The sequence below is a fragment of the Leucobacter sp. PH1c genome, from assembly GCF_000633415.1.
Taxonomy (GTDB): domain Bacteria; phylum Actinomycetota; class Actinomycetes; order Actinomycetales; family Microbacteriaceae; genus Leucobacter.
Window position 1 is genome coordinate 131463 of record NZ_AYMV01000020.1, and the last position, 18361, is coordinate 149823.

The 18361-nt window shown below is 71.0% G+C and carries 19 protein-coding genes and 1 pseudogene; 7 read left to right on the forward strand and 13 right to left on the reverse strand.

The features are described 5' to 3' along the window. Nucleotides 1-78: 78 nt before the first annotated feature. Nucleotides 79-1038 (forward strand): LysR family transcriptional regulator, encoded by a 960-nt coding sequence (locus U874_RS0107180; protein ID WP_232755884.1) that lies wholly within the window; start codon nucleotides 79-81, stop codon nucleotides 1036-1038. A gap of 21 nt (nucleotides 1039-1059) precedes the next feature. Here U874_RS0107180 and U874_RS0107185 read toward each other — a convergent pair whose 3' ends face one another. From U874_RS0107185 to U874_RS0107215, 7 genes are all read right to left on the reverse strand, one after another. Continuing rightward, complete coding sequence (locus tag U874_RS0107185; protein WP_025133861.1) at nucleotides 1060-2514, reverse strand: MDR family MFS transporter; 1455 nt, start codon at nucleotides 2512-2514, stop codon at nucleotides 1060-1062. 125 nt (nucleotides 2515-2639) lie between these two features. Beyond that, a complete protein-coding gene (locus U874_RS0107190; RefSeq protein WP_025133862.1) occupies nucleotides 2640-3419 on the reverse strand; it encodes an amino acid ABC transporter ATP-binding protein in 780 nt (259 codons plus the stop codon). Beyond that, complete coding sequence (locus U874_RS0107195; protein ID WP_029987886.1) at nucleotides 3416-4279, reverse strand: amino acid ABC transporter permease; 864 nt, start codon at nucleotides 4277-4279, stop codon at nucleotides 3416-3418. Before U874_RS0107195 ends, U874_RS0107190 begins: the two co-directional genes overlap by 4 nt. 43 nt (nucleotides 4280-4322) lie before the next feature. Further along, nucleotides 4323-5138 carry an ABC transporter substrate-binding protein gene (locus U874_RS0107200; protein ID WP_025133864.1) on the reverse strand — a complete coding sequence of 272 codons (816 nt, stop codon included), beginning with the start codon at nucleotides 5136-5138 and terminating at the stop codon, nucleotides 4323-4325. Between the two features lie 126 nt (nucleotides 5139-5264). After that, nucleotides 5265-6578, reverse strand: coding sequence for an amidohydrolase family protein (locus U874_RS0107205; protein WP_025133865.1), 1314 nt, complete (start codon nucleotides 6576-6578; stop codon nucleotides 5265-5267). A gap of 48 nt (nucleotides 6579-6626) precedes the next feature. After that, nucleotides 6627-8237: an adenosylhomocysteinase gene (locus U874_RS0107210; protein WP_025133866.1), complete on the reverse strand. Its 1611-nt coding sequence runs from the start codon at nucleotides 8235-8237 to the stop codon at nucleotides 6627-6629. After that, nucleotides 8230-8856 (reverse strand): hypothetical protein, encoded by a 627-nt coding sequence (locus tag U874_RS0107215; RefSeq protein ID WP_157834226.1) that lies wholly within the window; start codon nucleotides 8854-8856, stop codon nucleotides 8230-8232. The genes U874_RS0107210 and U874_RS0107215 overlap by 8 nt, the downstream gene beginning before the upstream one ends. 50 nt (nucleotides 8857-8906) lie before the next feature. Here U874_RS0107215 and U874_RS0107220 point away from each other — a divergent pair, with 50 nt between their 5' ends. Beyond that, on the forward strand, nucleotides 8907-9239 hold the full coding sequence (locus U874_RS0107220) for a GNAT family N-acetyltransferase (RefSeq protein ID WP_025133868.1): 333 nt from the start codon (nucleotides 8907-8909) through the stop codon (nucleotides 9237-9239). A gap of 83 nt (nucleotides 9240-9322) precedes the next feature. Here the strand turns inward: U874_RS0107220 and U874_RS0107225 are convergent. The 3 genes and pseudogenes from U874_RS0107225 to U874_RS0107235 all read right to left on the reverse strand — a co-directional run. Next, nucleotides 9323-9670 (reverse strand): annotated as a pseudogene (locus tag U874_RS0107225) (DUF1048 domain-containing protein); the annotation flags it as partial. A gap of 2 nt (nucleotides 9671-9672) precedes the next feature. Further along, nucleotides 9673-10044 (reverse strand): PadR family transcriptional regulator, encoded by a 372-nt coding sequence (locus tag U874_RS0107230; protein ID WP_025133870.1) that lies wholly within the window; start codon nucleotides 10042-10044, stop codon nucleotides 9673-9675. A gap of 183 nt (nucleotides 10045-10227) precedes the next feature. Beyond that, nucleotides 10228-10926: an asparagine synthase gene (locus U874_RS0107235; protein WP_232755885.1), complete on the reverse strand. Its 699-nt coding sequence runs from the start codon at nucleotides 10924-10926 to the stop codon at nucleotides 10228-10230. A 232-nt stretch (nucleotides 10927-11158) separates the two neighbouring features. Between U874_RS0107235 and U874_RS15780 the strand changes: the two genes are divergently transcribed. After that, nucleotides 11159-11479 (forward strand): QacE family quaternary ammonium compound efflux SMR transporter, encoded by a 321-nt coding sequence (locus U874_RS15780; protein WP_025133872.1) that lies wholly within the window; start codon nucleotides 11159-11161, stop codon nucleotides 11477-11479. A 2-nt stretch (nucleotides 11480-11481) separates the two neighbouring features. Then, nucleotides 11482-11841, forward strand: coding sequence for a multidrug efflux SMR transporter (locus tag U874_RS0107245; RefSeq protein WP_025133873.1), 360 nt, complete (start codon nucleotides 11482-11484; stop codon nucleotides 11839-11841). On the opposite strand, the gene U874_RS0107250 is transcribed toward U874_RS0107245, so the two are convergent. Further along, nucleotides 11838-12536: a metal-dependent transcriptional regulator gene (locus U874_RS0107250; RefSeq protein WP_025133874.1), complete on the reverse strand. Its 699-nt coding sequence runs from the start codon at nucleotides 12534-12536 to the stop codon at nucleotides 11838-11840. The two genes, U874_RS0107245 and U874_RS0107250, sit on opposite strands and share 4 nt — an antisense overlap. Nucleotides 12537-12680: 144 nt before the next feature. Between U874_RS0107250 and U874_RS0107255 the strand changes: the two genes are divergently transcribed. Further along, on the forward strand, nucleotides 12681-13637 hold the full coding sequence (locus U874_RS0107255; RefSeq protein ID WP_025133875.1) for a polyprenyl synthetase family protein: 957 nt from the start codon (nucleotides 12681-12683) through the stop codon (nucleotides 13635-13637). Further along, nucleotides 13634-14650 carry a LacI family DNA-binding transcriptional regulator gene (locus tag U874_RS0107260; protein WP_025133876.1) on the forward strand — a complete coding sequence of 339 codons (1017 nt, stop codon included), beginning with the start codon at nucleotides 13634-13636 and terminating at the stop codon, nucleotides 14648-14650. The genes U874_RS0107255 and U874_RS0107260 overlap by 4 nt, the downstream gene beginning before the upstream one ends. Here the strand turns inward: U874_RS0107260 and U874_RS0107265 are convergent. Then, complete coding sequence (locus U874_RS0107265) at nucleotides 14647-16170, reverse strand: APC family permease (RefSeq protein WP_025133877.1); 1524 nt, start codon at nucleotides 16168-16170, stop codon at nucleotides 14647-14649. The two genes, U874_RS0107260 and U874_RS0107265, sit on opposite strands and share 4 nt — an antisense overlap. A 232-nt stretch (nucleotides 16171-16402) precedes the next feature. Between U874_RS0107265 and U874_RS0107270 the strand changes: the two genes are divergently transcribed. Continuing rightward, a complete protein-coding gene (locus tag U874_RS0107270; RefSeq protein ID WP_051582834.1) occupies nucleotides 16403-17176 on the forward strand; it encodes a carbon-nitrogen hydrolase family protein in 774 nt (257 codons plus the stop codon). Nucleotides 17177-17246: 70 nt separating this feature from the next. On the opposite strand, the gene speB is transcribed toward U874_RS0107270, so the two are convergent. Further along, a complete protein-coding gene (gene speB / locus U874_RS0107275; protein WP_025133879.1) occupies nucleotides 17247-18236 on the reverse strand; it encodes an agmatinase in 990 nt (329 codons plus the stop codon). Between the last annotated feature and the right edge of the window lie 125 nt (nucleotides 18237-18361).

Genomic DNA, 18361 nt, shown 5'->3' on the forward strand with positions numbered 1-18361 from the left:
AAGCCAGAGTGCCCGCTCGCGCGCGCGGGCGGAACCCACGATTCTCCTCCCGGGCGCCATATACTGTCTTGAACGCGCATGGGAATGACCCCGGGTGCGATCCAGAAGGAATGGGGATACTCGATGATCGACCTCCGCCAGCTCCAGGCACTCAGCGCGGTCGCAGCCGAGGGCTCGGTCGCCCGGGCCGCCACCCGCCTCGGGTGGAGCCAGCCCACCGTGGATTACCACCTGCGCAACCTCGACCGGCTCGTCGGCGCCGACCTCACGACGCGCAGCACGCGGGGCAGCAAGCTCACCACGGCCGGCACGCTCATGCTCGAGCGGGGCGAGGAGATCCTGGGGCTCACGGATCGGGCGCTCACGGACGTCCGCGACCTCGCGCAGCTCGGCCGCATCCGCCTGCGCTTCGGCACGTTCCCCACGGCCGCTGCCCGGCTGCTCCCCGGCATCGTGAGCCGGGTGAGTGAGCTCGGGATCGAGCTCGACGCGCACCTCGAGGAGCTCGCACCGCTCGTCACGCGGATCAATCAGCACACGCTTGACGCGGCGCTCGTGTACGCCGCGGGCGGGTACCAGCTCCCCTTCCGGGCCGAGGTGCACACGACGCACCTCTTCACGGACCCAATGCTGCTCGCACTGCCGTCGACGCACCCCGCAGCGCACCACGCGGTGTTCGACCGGGAGACGCTGCTCAGCCTCGCGGGCGACAGCTGGGTGATGGGATCGACTCCGGGCGACACGCTCGACGACCTCGTGCGGGAGGTGTTCCTCGCCGAGGGGCACAAAATCGACGTGGCCATCCGCACCGACGACTACTCGGTCGTGCTCGGGCTCATCGCCGCAGGCATGGCCGTCGCGCTCGTGCCGAGTCTCGTGAGCAATCAGCCGCCCGAGGGCGTCGTGCTGCGCCCGATCGACGATCCCCGCTTCGCGCGCGAGCTGCTGCTCGCGGCCCCCGCGGGCCCGAGCGGCCCGTCGGCCGCCGTGCGGCAGCTGGCGGAGGCCGTGCGCCGGTCGATCAGCGCGCTGGGCTGATCGACCGACGCGGCCTCGGACTTAGTGGCCCTCCTGGTCCGCGGGCTTCGAGATGAAGAACGCGAGCACCACGGGCACGAGCGCGATGCACGCCGCCGTGAAGAACGCCGCGTTCGTGCCGGGCGCACCGGCGTCCGCGGTCGACAGGCCCTGCGCCTCGCCCGTGTGGAGGAAGCCCGAGTAGATCGAGATGAGCACGGCGGTTCCCGCGGCGCCGGCCACCTGCTGCAGCGTGTTGAGCGCGGCCGAGCCGTGCGAGTACAGCGAGCGGTCGAGCGAGCCGAGCGACGCCGAGAAGAGCGGCGTGAACGAGCTCGCGAGGCCGACGGACATGGCGACCTGGACGATCATGAGGAACCACATCGGCGTGTGGGTACCGACGGTCGAGTAGACGAACATCGCGCCGGCCACGAGGATGGTGCCGGGCACGAGGAGCGTGCGTGGGCCGCGGGAGTCGTAGATGCGCCCCATCACGGGACCGAGGAGGCCCATGATGACGGAACCGGGCAGCAGCACCAGCCCGGCCGCCGTCGGGTCGAGCCCGGCGACGTTCTGGAGGTACAGCGGCAGCAGCGAGAAGGTGCCGAACATCGCGAGCGAGAGCACGGCGAGGATCACGATCGCCACGACGAAGTTCCGCGAGGTGAGGACGCGGAGGTCGAGGAGGGCGTCGTCCTTGCGCTGCAGCACGAGCTGGCGCCAGATGAACAGTCCGAGGAACGCTCCGCCGATCACGATCACGGCCCACGGCGGGAGGATGCCCGCTGCGCCGTGGCCGCCGAGCTGGCTGAGACCGAACACGATCCCGCCGAAGGCGAACGCGGAGAGCACGATCGAGAGCACGTCGATGGGGGCGTTCGTCGTCTCGCCGAGGTTCGTCATCCACTTCGCGCCGAGCGCGAGCGCGACGAGCGCGATCGGGAGGATGATCCCGAACAGCCAGCGCCACCCGAGCGAGTCGAGCACGACGCCCGAGAGCGTCGGGCCGAGCGCGGGCGCGAGGCTGATCACGAGGCCGACGCGGCCCATCATGCGGCCGCGCGAGTGCGCCGGAACGACGTTCATCACGGTCGTCATGAGCAGGGGCATCATGATGCCGGTGCCCGCGGCCTGGACGACGCGACCCGCAAGCAGCGCCGAGAAGCCCGGCGCGACGAGGCAGATCGCGGTTCCGAGGATGAAGGTGCCGATCGCGGCAAGGAAGACCTGACGCGTCGTGAAGCGCTGCAGCAGGAATCCGGTCGTGGGGATCACCACGGCCATCGTCAGCATGAAGGCGCTCGTGAGCCACTGGCCGAGCTCGGGCGGGATCCCGAGGCTCGTGTTGAGCGCCGGGATCGCGATCGCCATCGTCGTCTCATTGAGGATTGCGACGAACGCGGCGACGAGCAGGAGCCAGATGACGCGCATCCCCGCGGGGTCGATGGCGTCGCCCGGCTGCTGGGGCACGCGGATGGAATCGGTGTCGGGGGTCACGAGAGAAAGCTCCTTGAAGGGCGAGAAGACGGACCCGCCCCGGGAGGAGTGTTCGGCCGATTCCTCGGAGGCAGACGTATCAGTCTACCCACACTTTTGCCCGAGATGGGCCGTGACCGGGAAAATCAGGCGTCGAACGGATCCCGGAGCCGCGCGAGGAACTCCCGCGTCTCCGCCTTCTGGGGTGCGTCGAAGATCTGCTCGGGCGGACCCGACTCGATGATCACGCCGTCCTTGAGGTACACGACCCGGTCGGCCACGCGGCGGGCGAACGACATCTCGTGCGTCGCCATCACGATCGTGGAGCCGCTCGCCTTGAGCTCGCGCACGAGATCGAGCACCTCGCCGACGAGCTGCGGGTCGAGCGCGCTCGTGATCTCATCGAGGAGGAGCAGCTCGGGATCCGTCGCGATCGCGCGGGCGATGGCGACGCGCTGCTGCTGGCCGCCGGAGAGGCGGTCGGGGTACTCCCCCGCCTTGTCGGCGAGCCCGATCCGGCCGAGCAGGGCGCGGCCCGTCGCCTCGGCCTCGGCGCGCGGCGTGCCGAAGACCTTGCGGGCGGCGAGCGTCACGTTGTCAAGCACGTTCATGTGCGGGAAGAGGTTGTAGTGCTGGAACACCACGCCGATGCGCGCGCGCACGGCATCCGCGTCGGCTCGCGGATCGCTGATATCCTCGCCGCTCAGCAGGATCTGCCCGTCGTCGATCTGCTCAAGCAGATTCGCGGTCTTGAGCAGGGTCGACTTGCCGGACCCGGAGGCGCCGATCAGCACGACCACCTCGTGCTGCGCGACCGTAAGGTCGATCCCGCGGAGCACGGGGTGCTCGCCGAAGCGCTTGTGCACGCCGCGCACCTCGAGGACGGGCGGCGCGGCGGGGGCGCTCGCGTTCTCCTGCGCGGTCACACCGCACCTCCGATCTGCTCGCGCTTCTGGGCGCGGGCGGTCACCCAGTCCGTGAGGCGCACGAAGGGCCAGGACAGGAGCACGAACAGGATGCCCGCGAGCACGTAGGGCGTGAAGTTGTAGGACGATGCGACCTCGATCTGGGCCGCGCGGATCGCGTCGACGGCGCCGAGCACCGAGATCAGGCCCACGTCCTTCTGCATCGAGACGAAGTCGTTCATGAGCGCGGGCGTCACCTTGCGCACGGCCTGCGGCATGACGACGAGCCGCAGGGTCTTCCCGTGGCTGAGGCCGAGCGAGCGGGCGGCGAGGCGCTGCGACGGGTGCACCGCGTCGATGCCGGCGCGCAGCACCTCGGCGACGTACGCCGAGTAGCAGAGGATGATCGCGATCGCGCCCCAGAACTGCGGCGGCATGCGTCCCGTGATTTCGAGGCCCGGGATCCCGAAGCCCACCAGGTAGAGCACGAGCAGCACGGGGATGCCGCGGAAGAAGTCGGTGTAGCCGGCCGCGAGCAGCCGGATCGGGGTGAACACCGCGCCCTTCAGCGTGCGGGCCACCGCGAGCAGCGTGCCGAGGATCGCGACGCCGATCACCGCGACGGCGAGCACCTGAATGTTCAGCCACAGGCCCTCGAGTACACGCGGCAGCGAGGCGATCGCGACGGCGGGGTCGAAGAAGGTCTCGCGCACGCGCTCCCAGCCGGGGCTGTTCACGATCACGACGGCGATGAAGCCCGCGAACACGAGCGTGCTCGCGAGGCTGACGAGGATGGAGCGCTGCTTGCGCGAGCGACGGAAGGCGCGGCGTTCGCGCTCGATCTCGCTCACGGCGAAGCCGCCGGTGTCGGAGGATCCGATGCCGGCGGCTCGCGGTGCGGGGGTGGGCTGACTCACGCGGGAATTACTTCAGGACCGGGGCGCCCTGATCGGCAACCCACTTCGTGATGAGCTCGTCGAGCGTGCCGTTCTCGCGGAGCGTGTCGACGGCGCGCGTGACGTCGGCGGTGAGCTCGGACCCCTTGGGGAGCACGATGGCGAACTCGTCGCCACCCTCGGTCGAGTCAAGCTGGCCCACGATCACGCCGTCGTCGAGCTGCGCGTCGCGCACATAGAACGCGCCGGGCAGATCGGTGACGAGCGCATCGATCGTGCCGTTCTTGAGCGCCGCGACCGTGTCGTCGACGTTGTTGAAGACCTGGAGCTTCTGCGTGGGAGCGATGAGCTCTTCGGCGACCTGCAGCGAGGTCGTGCCGGAGGCGACGCCGATCACGGAGTCCTTGAGGTCGGCGAGGCTCGTCGCGTTCGCCGCGTCCGTGCCGCCGGCGGCAACGACGGCCTGGGTCGTCACGAAGTACGGCGACGAGAAGTCGACGGCCTTCTTGCGCTCGTCGTTCACGGAGAACTGCTGCAGGTTCAGATCGAAGTTCTTCGGGCCGGGCGCGATGGCGGCGTCGAAGCTCGTGCGCACCCACTCGACATCGTTCTTCTCGTAGCCGAGCTCCTCGGCGACGGCGTACGCGACGGCGGCCTCAAAGCCCTCGCCGCTCGCGGGATCGTCGTTCAGCACCCACGGAGCGTAGGCCGGCTCGCCCGTCGCGATGGTGAGCTTGCCCGGCGTGACGGTCGCCGAATCGGTGCCGGCCGAGCAGCTCGTGAGCGCGAGGAGAGCAGCAGCGCCGACAGCGACGGCTGCGGCGAAGCGGGACGTGCGGGACATGGGGGCTCCTTGGAAGGTGCGGGAGGGGTGGTGCGCGAAACGGATCCGCGCGGGTCCCCTCAGTCTACGAGATGTCAGACCACCTCGCGTGCGGCGCCGTCACGGGCCGTCACACGGGTGCTGGGATCAGGCGCCCGGCGCCCGGAAGCGCTCGACGCCGTCGACGATCGTGCGACGGGCGCGCCCCGCTCCGTCCTCGACGAGCTCTGCGAGCGCGACGTCCGGATCCGTGCTGCCGACGGCGAAGAACGCGAGGTCGGCCACGGCGCCGACGCCGAGCTGGCCGAGCCGCCCCTTCCCCACGTGCAGCCCGAGCGCCGCGGCGCCGCCGAGCGTGGCCGCCCCGAAGAGGCGCTGATGCAGGTCGTCACCCCGGTAGCCCTGTGAGCGCGCCACGCGGTACAGGGCCGCGACGTCCGCGAGGAGATCGAGCGACGGCGAGGAGGACAGGGAGTCCGTGCCGACCGCGATCTGGTTGCCCTCGCGGAGGTAGGCGGCGACCGGCGGCATGTCGAGCCCGATCACCTCGTTCGACCGCGGGCAGAGCGCCACACTCGTGCCGCGGGCGCGGAGGAGCGCGCGGTCCTCGGCGCTCACGTACACGCCGTGCGCGATGTGGCAGTCCGGGCCGAGCACGCCGAGATGGTCGACGAACTGGGTCGAGGAGACCCCGATCCCGTGCGAGCGCAGCGCCCGGAAGCTGTCGGCCTCGAGCTCGGGCCACTCGCCGTGCCCGCCCGGCCCGGCGTAGCCGTCGATCCCGTCGAACTCGCGCTCCATGTGCGCCTCCGCGAGATGGATGTGGAGCCGCAGCCCCTCCTCCCGCACGATGTCCGGCAGTTCGAGGAGCGGCTGCACCTCGAGCGAGTAGGGCGCGTGCGGGGAGACCCCGGCTCCGGGCGGCGTGGGAATGCGGCGGATCTGCTCGCGCACCTCCTCGCGCGCGGCCTCGTCCCAGTCCTCGTTGTTCTTGCCGTACACCTCCCAGTAGGCGATGCCGTGCATCCCGGCGTCGTGGAGAGCACTCAGCGCGGCGTGGTCGGTCACCACGTCGGCCGCGGCGGTGACCCCCGAGGCGAGACTGAGCGCGGCGCCCGCTGCCGCGGCCGCGCCCCAGTCGTGCCCGCCGCGGTCGTAGACCACGTCGAAGGCGTCGCCCCAGTCGTCGAAGCCCGTGTAGTTTCGAGCGGCGACCTCTGCCATGTGCGTGTACTGGAGATGCGTGTGCGCGTTCACGAGCCCGGGGGCGATCACGCCGTCCCAGCGCTCCTCCGTGTACGCGGCGCCCCGGGCGGCGAGCGCCTCGCGCACCCAGCGGCGATCGCCGACGTGGAGGATCCGGTCGCCCTGCACCGCCACGGCCCCGTCCGAGATCCGGGGACTCGTGACCGGGAAGACGAGGGGGGCGCTGTAGACGACGATCGCGGGTTCAGTACTCACCCCAGAAGTCTAGCCGCGGGCCCCGGAGGGACCGCCGGGAGTCGCTGCTCAGGCGCGGTATCGGTGCACCGTCCAGGGCTGCGCCGCGCCGCCCGCGCGCGTCGCGGGAGCGGTGTCCCCCGGGGCGCCGCCGCGGGCGCGGAGCGCCGCGCGGGCGACCCGGGCCTCCTCCTCGGCCGAGAGGGCGTGCACGCCGGGCGCGAGCGGCGTCTCGAGGAGCCGGAGCAGGGCCGCCAGCTGGGTCGCGAAGGAGAGGTCCATCACCTCGATCGGGTTGCCCTCCCCCGCCGAGTAGTTGACACCGCCGCCCTCGGCAAGGACGAGCGGCCCCGAGTCCGCCCCGGGAGCGAGCCACTCCGCGACCCGCGCCGAGCGCGGCTCGGCGCGCCAGCCCGCGGCGGCGAGCGAGTCGAGGGCGAGCTCGTCGTCGATGCCGCCGGCGACGGCCACCACGGTGCCCGGCCGCAGCAGGGCGAAGCCCGCGGCGTCGAGCGTGTGCCACACGCCGGTGGCGCTCATCACTACGTCGGCCGCGGGGAGCGCGACGGCAGCGGGCTGTGCGTCGAAGCCGTCGTGCAGCGCGGCGAGGGCGCGCACGGGGTCGGGCTCGACGACCGTGATCCGCGCCCCGAGCGCTGCCGCGAAGCGGGCGACCCCCTGGCCCACCGGCCCGTAGCCGAGCACCGCCCAGCGCGTTCCCGCGAGGCCCTCGTAGGCGGGATCGGCGGCGTCCCAGAGGTCGGCGAGGGCGAACACGCACGACTGGCCCGTGCCGATGAGGTTGTCGAAGCCCGTCTTCGTGCGCGCGTCGTTCACGGCGATCACCGGGATCCGCAGCTCCCCGGTCGCGGCCATCTCGCGCAGGGGCCGCACGCCGCTCGTGGTCTCCTCCGCGGCGGCGCGGAGCGCGGTGAGGGCGCCGGGGCGTTCGGAGTGCGCCAGCCGGATCAGGTGCGAGCCGTCGTCGATGAGCAGTTCGGGGCCCCAGTCGAGCACTGCGGCCGCGTGCGCGGCGTCGACTCCGACGCCCACCGCAGATCCCTCCGCCAGCGGGGCCGTAGGGGCGAACACCGCGACGCGGCCCGTCGCGGCGAGCGCGGCCGCCACCTCCGGATCGGTCTCGCTCACGGCGCTGAAGAGCGCGACCTCGCAGCCCGCCTCGGCAAGGGCAAGCGTGAACGCTGCGGTCTTGGGTTCGAGCACGAGGCTCACGGCGATGCGCGGCGCACCCGCGCCGGTCGCCTCGCGCAGCGCGCCGGCGAGCTCGGCCGTGGCGGGCATCCCCTGCGCCGCCCAGGCGATGCGAGCAGCGGCGGAAGCGCCGCGGGGCGAGTCGAGGGAGCCGTCGAGGCCCACCCGCACGGCGGGCAGCGCGCCCACCGGCGCGGTCACGGAAGCGGGCGCGGTGTGCGGATCAGGCTGAGCCGTGGCACGGGCGGGCTCCGCCCGGTCGACGAACGCGAACTCTACCCCGGGATCCTCGGCGTCGACAATCCGCGCCCCCATCCGTTCCAGAGCGGTGCGCAGCCGGCTCCGCTCGCCCGGCTCGGAGAGCGCGACGCCCGCGATCCCGCCCGCGAGCATCCGGTTGCCCGCGCGAGCTGCGGCGCGCAGCGCCCGCTCGACCGCGAGGCCGATCGTTTCCTGGGGCTCAGTCACGCTGCTCCTTCTGCGCCCCGCTCGGCTTCGGGGTCGGTTGCTTCGTCTGTTCGTCCGTGCGCTTCGGCTGCTCAGCGCGCTCGCGAGCGAGCTGCTCGGCGCGCTGCGCGCACGCGGCCTCGGGGTCTTCGGGCAGCTCGAGTGCCGCTCGCGCGGCTGCCGAGGCTGCGGCGCTCTCATCGGCCCCCGACCAGGAGTAGGCGAGCGCATCGACCGCGTCGAGCTTCGCCACCTTCGCGGCCTGGGCGCGATCCGCGATGAGCGTCTTCCGCACGTCCGCGACGGCGGCCCGGGCGGGACGGGGCCAGGTGAACTGTTCGGGATCGAGCCCGCTGGCCGCGGTGCGGCTCGCCTCGGCGACCCCATCGAGGGCCTTCGAGAGCGCCTCCGTGTCGCGCTCCCCCAGCGTGACCGCGACGCGCAGTCGTTCGAGGGCCGCGTCCGCCTGATCCCAGGCGGCGTTCACGGGGCATACCGCATCGAGGTACGCTGCGCCGGCCGCACTCGCGCTCAGCACCTCCGGCTCGGGGTCCGGTGCGGGTGCCGCTGAGCAGCCGGTGAGGATGAGCGCCGCGGCGCCCACTCCCAGCGCCGCCCGCGATCGTAACGATGTAAGCACCTCTCGAGAATAGCCCGTGCCGCCGAGCACTCGCCGACTAGGCTGAGGCCATGGCCCGATACTTGGACGAGACCCAGGCCGCGGCTGACGGCCTCCGCATTCTGCACGAACCGGAGCGTTCTCGCTTCGCGATCTACCAGGAGGGCGAGCTCGGCGAGCGGCTCGTGGGTGAGGCCCACTACACGCTCAGCGACGCGGAGGACGAACCCGGGGCGATCGATTACGACCACACGGTCGTGCTGCCCGAGTTCCGAGGCACGGGGCTCTCCGGCCTCCTCGCGCACCGCGCGGTCACCGATCCCGTGGCGCGCGGCCGCCGTGTGCACGCATCGTGCTGGTTCATCGAGGGCTACCTGGCTCGCCATCCCGAGCTGCTCGAGTAACCGCTCAGCGCGTGCACTTCCGGTACGCGGCGGGCGCGCCGCTCGGCCCGACCCTTCTCGGAGCCGTCGGCGGGCTCGCCGAGCGCGGTCGCGACGGAGGCCCGGAGCCGGGCGCGCTCGCGGTCGATCCACTCCGTGCCGCGGTACGCGAGCGCGAACTCCTCGGCGAAGGCGACCGCGTCGTCGCCGAGGACATCACGCACGGGCGTGCCGTCGACCGCGGCGCGTTCCCAGAGGTCGACGTGGTCGCCCAGCATGGCGACGAGTGTCTCACCGTCCGTGACTCCGGCGTAGTAGGTGAAGTACCGCTGCAGCGCACGCACCGTGGTCCGATAGGGCTCGGGCATGGCGTCGACGCGCGCCTGGTGTTCGCGGTACTGCTTCTTCTGTTCCAGCGAGCCCGTGAGGGTCTCGATCCACTTCGCGGCCATGATCAGGCTCCTTCATTCGGGGTGTTGGGGGTGCTGCTGAGGGGTACGGACAGCGGTGCGCGGAGCGCCGCGATCCGCCCGGAGAGGAAGTCCCAGGTCTCCCAGAACTCGGCGAGCTGGGCCTCGCCCGTCGCCGACAGCGCGTAGACCTTGCGCGGCGGCCCTTTCTCGGAGGGCACCTTCTCCACTGCGACGAGCCCCTTGCGTTCGATGCGCACGAGAAGCGCGTAGACCGTGCCCTCCGCGATGTCGGTGAATCCGGCGCCGCGCAATCGCGCGGTGATCTCGTACCCGTACGTCGGGTCCCCCGACAGGATCGCGAGCACGATGCCTTCGAGCGTGCCCTTCAGCATCTCGGTCATCTGATTCGCCACGTCGACTCCTCCTCAGCGTTACTTGCTTCCACTACAAAGTAACACCGAGTACCGGTACTTGGCAACACTGAATACCCGGGCGCACTGAAGCGGCACGCCGACGCAGCCACGTGGACAGAGCGCGCGGACGCAGCTGTGCCCCGCTTCCCCGCAGGGACAGCCCCACGCGCCGAGCGGGTACCGCTAGGAGGCCCCGCGGTCCTTGCGCTTGAAGAGCCGCGGCCGCTCCTGCTTCGCGCCCGGCTGCTCCGCCACGTGCTCCTGGATCAACGAGGTGAGATCCTTCTCGATGAGCTGCTGAATCCGGCTGTCGCGCGCCTCACGGTACTCCTCGGAGTCGCCGCCGCTGTAGTACGGGTGCGTGGCGCGCTCCTTGAGCGAGTCACCGATCTCGTCCCAGGCCATGGAGCGGGCGCGCTCGGCGGTGGCGCGGAGCGAGTCCTCGTCGGCAGCGCGGGCGTGCAGCTCCGCGGCGACCCGCTCGTACACCTCCTGGCGGTGCTTCAGGGTCCGATTGTCGTCGTTGCCGTAATCGGATTCGCTCCACGAGCTGCGCCCCGTGTCGCGGATCTCGCCGCGCATCCGAGCGATGTGGCGCGCGTCGCGCTCGCGCTCGGCCGCCAGATCCTCGGTCGCGGTGCGCACCATCTCGATGATCTGCGCCTCGTCGTAGTCCACGTGCTTCTGCAGCGCGTTCATGATGATCGCGTTCTTGACCGTCATGCGGACCGCCACATCGGCGACGAGCAGGCCCTGCTCCACGATCTCCTCGACGGGCGCGAGCACGCGCTTCGGCAGCCGTCGCAACGGGCGCGCGCCGCCTCGCTTGCGCTTCTTCGACCAGCCGAACACCGTGCTCCTCTCGCGCGCCCGCGCGGGCACACGTCCATTATCCAGGATCAGGGAGCCTCCGCGCAGCATTCGCCGCAGCGCAGCACCCGGACCTCGGGGCCACCCGGCCGGGATGCGGGGCGTCCGGGCCCGCACGCGCTCCCTGTGCAGCAGCTGGGCACGGGGCATCCCGGGGTGTGCGACACTGGGTCTCGACCCCGACGCAGGGGTGCGGACGAGGGAGCAGTACCCGCACACTGACGACTGCCAGAGAGATGTCACTGTGACCCTCGCATGGATTGCGTTGATCCTGAGCGGAATGCTTGAGGCGGTCTGGGCGACCGCGCTCGACGCCTCGAAGGGCTTCCGAAAGCTCTGGCCCACCGTCACGTTCCTGGTCTCCTACATCGCCAGCATGGCCGGCCTCGCCTACGCGATGAGCTCGATCGCCGTCGGCACCGCCTACGCCGTGTGGGTCGGAATCGGCGCGGTGCTCACGGCGGCCTGGGCGATGATCACGAAGAAGGACCGCGCCACCGTACTGCGCGTGGCGCTGCTCGCCGGCCTCATCGCCTGCGTGGTCGGCCTGAAGGCGGTGAGCTAGCCATGACTCAGGAGACGAAGACCGCTTCCACCCGCCACTGGGTAATCCTGTTCCTGAGCGCCGTGCTCGAGGCCGTCTGGGCACTCGCACTGAAGGAGTCGCAGGGCTTCACGGTGCTCGGGCCGACGATCCTCTTCGGCATCACCAACCCGATCAGCCTGATCGGCCTCGGCTACGCCATGCGGGGTCTCCCCGTGAGCGTCGCCTATGCGATCTGGACGGGGCTCGGAGCGGCGCTGACCGTTGCGGCGTCGTTTGTCCTGGGGCTGGAGGCGCCGTCCGTCCTGAAGCTGCTGTTCCTCGCCGGAATCGTCGGCTGCGTGATCGGGCTGAAGTTCGCGAAGGATCCCGCCGAGCGCTAGCGCTCGGCGGCGTCCTCCACGCTCTGCACCGACACCCACATCGCGGCGGCGGCGGCCGTGCCGAGGCTGACCGGCTCCTCCGAGCCTTCCACGCGCACGGTCACCGTCTCCGAGTACGGCTCCCCCGGGAGCACGTCGAGCTGGGCGTCGACCACGAGCCCGCGGCTCGCGAAGTACTGCAGCATCGCCGTGTCCGAGTCGGAGATCCGCTCGACACGCACCCGGTTCGGCGCGGGCACCTCAGCGAGGATGATCGCGTCGGGCCGGTGCACTCGCCCATCGGCGCTCGGAATCGGGTCGCCGTGCGGATCTCGCGTCGGGTAGCCGAGCGCGCGGTCGACCCGGTGGATCAGCTCGTCGGAGACGGCGTGCTCGAGCCGGTCGGCCTCCGCGTGCACCTCGTCCCACTCGTACCCGAGGGCCTGCACGAGGTAGGTCTCCAGGAGGCGGTGACGGCGGATCATCGACACCGCGTGCTCGCGCCCGAGGTCCGTGAGCGTCACGCTGCCGTAGCGCACGTGACTGATCAGCTCGAGCTCGGAGAGCTTCCGCAGCGCATCGGACACCGTGGACAGCCGCACCCCGGCCGACTCCGCGATCGCCGAGTTCGAAACGGGCGCGTCTGACCACTCCTGCAGCCCCCAAATCACCTTGAGGTAGTTCTGCATACTCGCCGAAAGATCGTCAACGCTCACGCCCCCAGGATAGCCCGCACGGCCCCGCGGGAGCCCGACGATCGCCGCGCGGCCGTGTCGCGACACGTGCTGAATCGATTTGGCAGGCCGCGCGGCGCACCGTACGCTGAGGAGCACCCACTGGCCCAGTACCGAGGGAGCTGCATGACATCGCCGACCCCGCCCGATCCCGCCCCGCAGGAACTCCTCGCGGCCGTCGCGGAACGGCTCGTCGAGACGATCGGCGACGCGCTGGAGCGCTTCCCCTGGGCCGCGGAGCACCCGCGGCAGCTCTCCGCACTCGCGGGCGGCAAGCATGTGCGGGCGGAGGCGTTCCTCTCGGTCGCCCTCGCGTACGGGGCCGCCGAGCGCTCGGCGCTCGTCGAGACGGCCGCAGCGATTGAGCTGCTGCACACCGCATCGCTCGTCCATGACGACATCATCGATGGCTCGGAGCTGCGGCGCGGCGAGCCCGCGCTCTACCGCGCGACGGATCCGGGCACCGCGATCCTCGTCGGGGACCTGCTCATCGCGCTCGCGCTCGACGCGAGCGCGGCGCGACCCGAGGGGGTCGGCGCGGAACTCGCCGCGGCATTCCGGGGGCTCTGCGAGGGGCAGCTGATCGAACCCACCCTCACGTGGGCGGCGGACGGGCTCCCCCGCATCGAGCACTACGGCTCGCTGAAGACCGGCGCGCTCTTCGGCGCGGCCTACGCGCTCGGCGGCCGGGCAGCGGGCCTCCCCGCGACCGAGCAGGACGCACTGCGCGCGGCGGGGATCCGGCTGGGGCTCGCCTTCCAGTTGCGCGACGATCTGCTCGACATCCACGCGGACGCGGAGGAGCTCGGCAAGGACGCCGCGGCGGATCTGCGCAATGGCGTGCCGACGTTCCCGCTCTGGCATGCGGCGCGCGCGGCGCGCTCCGGAGCCGAGGAGGCGATCGATCGGGATCGCCTCGCGGCCGCTGCGGCCGCGCCCGAGATCGCCGGGATCGCGCGCACGCGGATCGCCGAACTCTCCGCCGAGGCCGCCGCGCTCATTCCCGCAGCACCCGCCCCCGCCTTCCTGGCGCGCGCTCGCGCCGCGATCCTGCCCGAAACGGATGGAGCACCCGCCGCATGAAGTCACGTCGCGTCACCATCAAGGACGTCGCCCAGGAGGCCGGCGTCTCCGTCGCCACGGCCTCCGAGGCGCTGAACGGGAAGGGGCGCGTGGCCGCCGCGACGCGGCAGAACGTGATCGACACGGCAGACCGCCTCGGGTACTCGGCGAACCGGCTCGCGAAGAACCTCAACGCGGGGCGCACGGGCTCGCTCGCGCTCACCGTCTCGCCCATGGCGTCGCACGCCTCAGCCCCCGGAATGCAGCCGGAGTGGGACGTCGAGTACTACTTCCGGGTGCTGAGCGGCGCGAGCGCGCAGGCGTTCCACCGGGGCTTCCTCCTCTCCATGATGCCGTCGGGCGAGCCCTCCCGCGCGCTGCTCGCGGCGACGGACGGCCTCATCGTGGTCGACCCGAGCCAGGACGACCTCATCGTCTCCGCGGCGCTCGCCATGGGCCTCCCCTGCGTCACGATCGGCCGCAACGGCGACGATCTGAGCTGGGTCGACAACGATTTCGCGACGGGGACGACCACCGCGCTCGCGCACCTGAGCGCGACGCGGCCAGCCCGGCCCGCGCTCTTCCTCAGCGAGACGAGTTCGTCGTACGTCCGCGATGAGCTGTCCGCGTACCTCGACTGGTGCGACGGCGCCGGGGTCGAGCCCGTCATCATCCGCTCCCCCGGACCCCGCGTCGACGAGGCAGAGCCCGTGATCCAGCAGGCGCTCGCGGCCCCGGATCGCCGCTTCGACGCGGTCGTCACGACACTCGACACGCTCGCGCACGCGACGGAGCGCAGCGCGCAGACGCTCGGGCTCCGGATTCCCGAGGAGTTGCAGATCCTCAGCCTCTCGGACAGCCGCTATCTCGACTACGGGCTACAGACCCCGGTGACGGCGCTCGATCTCGCCCCCGTCCGGCTGGGCGAGATCGCAGTCGACCTGCTGCTCGACACGCTCGATGGCGCGGGTGAGCGCCGCCGGGAACTTGTCCCGACGGCGCTCACGGTGCGCGGCTCCTCGCTCGGCGGCTAGCCCGCGATCGCTCCACGGGCGGCACGTCCGCGCGCCGCGCGGGGATCCTGCTCGGGATCCGGATCCGCGTCGTCCTCCGATTCGTCGCGCTCGAAGACGACGATCGTCGATCCCGTCGAGGCTGCGTGCAGCCGCTTGCGGTGCACCCACGCCTCGACGACCACGCCGAGGACCCCGACCGCGCCGACCCCGATCACGGTCGACCAGTCGGTCACCCACCCGGCACCCGTGGGCCGCGGGAACGCGACGTTGACCACCTGGAAGAGCAGCCAGACGAGCGCGAGCGCGCTCACGATCTTGCCGGCCCGCCCGAGGAACAGGGAGGGGTCGTCGCGCCAGGTGCCGCGGGCTCGCGCAATCGCGAGCCCGAGCACCGGGAACAGGAAGGAGATGAAGAAGCCGACCGAGGAGAACGAGATGAGGGCCATCTGGATCCCCTCGCTCTGGAACGGGAGGAAGAGGAGCACCGCGATCGCCGCCGTGATGAGCACGGCGCGGCGCGGCAGGCCGGTGGCCCCCGAGAGCTGTGTGAGGAAGCGGGCGAAGGGGAGCTCTCCGTTGCGCGCCGTGGCCCACACGATCCGCGAGACGGTGATCTGGATCGTCATGAGGCTCGCAGCGAAGGCGATGACGAAGAGCGCGAGGATCCCGCGGAACACGGGCTCGGGGAACGTCGCCGCAATGATCGCGACGGCCGGATCGGCCGCGTTCTCCGGATCCTGCAGGAACGCATCGTTCGGCACGGCGAGGGTGAACGCGAGCGTGCTCAGCAGCACGATGATCATGATCGCGAAGAAGGACACCACCATCGCCCGCGGCACGGCGCGCTTGGGCCGCTGCACTTCCTCGGCGATCGAGCTGGCGCTCTCGAAACCGATCGCGAAGTAGCTGGAGAAGGCGATCGCCATGACGAGCGGCGCGGAGAAGAACGCCCCGCTGTAGTCGCCGAGGCTCGCCGGGGAGAGATAGTCGAGCCCCTGGTGGCGCTCGAAGAAGAGCAGCCAGACCGCCACGCCGATCGAGCCGACCGCCTCCGCGATGATGACCCCCACCATGAGGATCTTGATGAACACTCGGCCCGCGAGGTTCACGATCGTACTGAAGGCGAGGACCGCGACGGCGAGCCAGGTGACGAGGCCGTGATCCGCGGCGGGGACGTCGAAGATCGGCGGGATGAGCACGGCGCCCGCGTAGGCCACTGCGGGCAGCGTGATGAGCAGGGTCCAGATGTAGGTCCACGAGGCGAACCAGCCGTAGCGGTGGCCGAGGAGGCGGCGGGACCACTGGTAGATACCACCCGAGTCCGCCCACTTCGAGGCGAGGACGCCGAGCGTGAGGACGACGATGAACTGGCCGAGGTACAGGATCATCCCTCCCCAGATGAACGCCGGCCCCGAGGTCGCCAGCCCGACACCGAGCACGCTGTACAGCGCGACGATGGGCGAGACGAACGCGAACGCGACGGAGAGCGCGGAGAACATGGTGAATTCTCTCTTCATCACCGTGGGCGCCGAGGTCATGGAAACTCCTTTGCTTCGAGATCTGCGACGATGTGCAACGATGATCGGCGCACCCGTCCGGAACCGCTGGGCGAACCCGCGACGCTGCGGGAACGCGATTCCTGCGCTCACGTTACAGCGGCCGAAACGTTTTAGCAATACTCGATTGATTCCTTTTGCGGAAACGAAACGATAGAGTCGAAACGATTAATCACGCTGGCAGCACGCCAAGCGAACGGCCGAGAGGAGCCCCATGTCCCCCGAGACCCTGCGCGTCGCGATCGTTCAGGATGCACCGACGCCCCGCGATCTCGCGGCCAACCTCGCGCGAGCGCAGTCGCTCGTCGAGGAGACCGCGGCGGATCTGATCGTCCTCCCCGAGCTGTTCCTCACGGGCTACCAAACCGAGCGGCTCGACGAGCTCGCGCTCACACCAAAGGACCCGCGGCTCATCCCGCTCGCCGCCGCCTGCCGAGCGGCCGGCCGCGCACTGCTCACCGGCTTCGTCGCCCCGCTCGGCGACGGGTTCTCCGACGCCTACCTGGCGATCGACCGCGACGGGGCAATCCGCGAGCCGATCCACAAGACCCACCTCTTCGGCTCAGAGCGCGCGGCATTCCGCGCCGGGGACGCGCTCTCCCCCATCACGCTCTGCGGCACGCGCATCGGCGTGATCAACTGCTTCGAGATCGAGTTCCCCGAGGTCGCGCGCACGCTCGCACTACGCGGCGCCGAGGTACTCGTCGCGGGCTCGGCGAACATGCACCCCTACACCCTCGACCACCGGATCGCGGCGCAGTCGCGCGCGCTCGAAAACCGGCTGGCGCTCGCGTACGCGAACCGCGTCGGCGCTGAATCCGGGCACGACTTCTGCGGCGGGAGCTGCGCCGTCTCCCCCGACGGCGCGCTGCTCGGCGAGCTCGACGACCGCGAGAGCGGCACGATCACCGTCACCGTCCCGCTCCGGCGCGAGACGGGCGGCCCCACCGACATGCTCGCGCAGCGCCGCCCCGAGCTCTACGCATGACACGAGGCCGCTGGGGGCCGCGGAGCTTCCGCTCCACGGCCCCCAGCGGCCTCATCCGCGAAGGGCGCACTCAGCCCACGAACACGGGCGTGCTCGGGCAGCCCGCGTGGAATGCGAGCGCCTCGAGCGCGATCCGGCCGGCGATGAGCTGGGTGCGCGTCGAGTGGTCGAGCGACGGCGCAGGCTCGGCGACGTCGAGCCCGATGAGCCCGGCGGGTGCGATCCCCCGGATGATCTCGAGCGCCTCGCGGATCGTCATGCCGCCCGGCGTCGGCGCGCAGGTGCCCGGCGCGAACGCGGCATCGAGCGCGTCGACGTCGAACGTCAGGTAGAAGCCCTCCTCGCCGACCCGCTCAAGGATCTGCTCGACGGCCCAGACGGTGCCCTTCTCCCAGATCTCCTCGAGCCAGATCACGCGGATTCCGTGGTCGCGGCAGTACTTCAACTCGGTCTTCGGGTTCATCCAGCCGCTGATGCCCACGAGGACGATCTTCGCGGGATCGTAGCCGTTGTCGACCGCGCGCGTGATCGTGCAGCAGTGGTTCAGCTCCTCGCCGCCGACGTTCGGGGCGGCATCGAGGTGCGTGTCGAACTGCACCCAGCCGGGGCTCGTCCCCGGCCGCTTCGCCGCCTTGCCGACGGGGATGCTCACCGAGTGGTCACCGCCGAAGACGACCGGAATCGCGCCCGCGGCGACGATCTCGGCAATGTCGGCCTCGACGCGCTCGAACGTCTTCGGGGTGTTCCCGAGCGCGACGTTGCAGTCGCCGCCATCGACGAGTGGCAGGTGCGCGAACAGGTCGAAATCGAAGGTGGCCTGGAAATTCGTGTACTGCACCGAGGTCTCGCGGATCGCCCGCGGGCCGTAGTTCGCGCCGCTGCGGCTAATCGTGGTGCCGTCGAAGGGGAAGCCGTACACGACCGCCTTGGCGCCCGATGCCGCGATCGCCGCGCGGTCGAGCTCCACGCGGGGCACCCCCATAAAGGTGCCGCCGATGCCGCCGTGCAGCAGCCCGTTCCACATCGTCTCGTCGAACGAGCCGGCCGAGTTCTCAGTCATGGTTCCTCTTTTCGCATTCGCCGCGTCAGCGCGGGATCGGTGGTGAAACGTTTGGAGCATCTTTGCTACATCAGCGAAGTATCTGCCGTAACGTTTCGGCAAGCGTAACACTCCCCCGCGCCGGG

Coding starts and splice junctions, on each gene's coding strand:
- U874_RS0107180 (WP_232755884.1), top strand. CDS start 79: ATGGGAATGACCCCGGGTGCGATCCAGAAGGAATGGGGATACTCGATG.
- U874_RS0107200 (WP_025133864.1), bottom strand. CDS start 5,138: ATGTCCCGCACGTCCCGCTTCGCCGCAGCCGTCGCTGTCGGCGCTGCT.
- U874_RS0107220 (WP_025133868.1), top strand. CDS start 8,907: ATGGCCCGATACTTGGACGAGACCCAGGCCGCGGCTGACGGCCTCCGC.
- U874_RS0107245 (WP_025133873.1), top strand. CDS start 11,482: ATGACTCAGGAGACGAAGACCGCTTCCACCCGCCACTGGGTAATCCTG.
- U874_RS0107255 (WP_025133875.1), top strand. CDS start 12,681: ATGACATCGCCGACCCCGCCCGATCCCGCCCCGCAGGAACTCCTCGCG.
- U874_RS0107260 (WP_025133876.1), top strand. CDS start 13,634: ATGAAGTCACGTCGCGTCACCATCAAGGACGTCGCCCAGGAGGCCGGC.
- U874_RS0107265 (WP_025133877.1), bottom strand. CDS start 16,170: ATGACCTCGGCGCCCACGGTGATGAAGAGAGAATTCACCATGTTCTCC.
- U874_RS0107270 (WP_051582834.1), top strand. CDS start 16,403: ATGTCCCCCGAGACCCTGCGCGTCGCGATCGTTCAGGATGCACCGACG.
- speB (WP_025133879.1), bottom strand. CDS start 18,236: ATGACTGAGAACTCGGCCGGCTCGTTCGACGAGACGATGTGGAACGGG.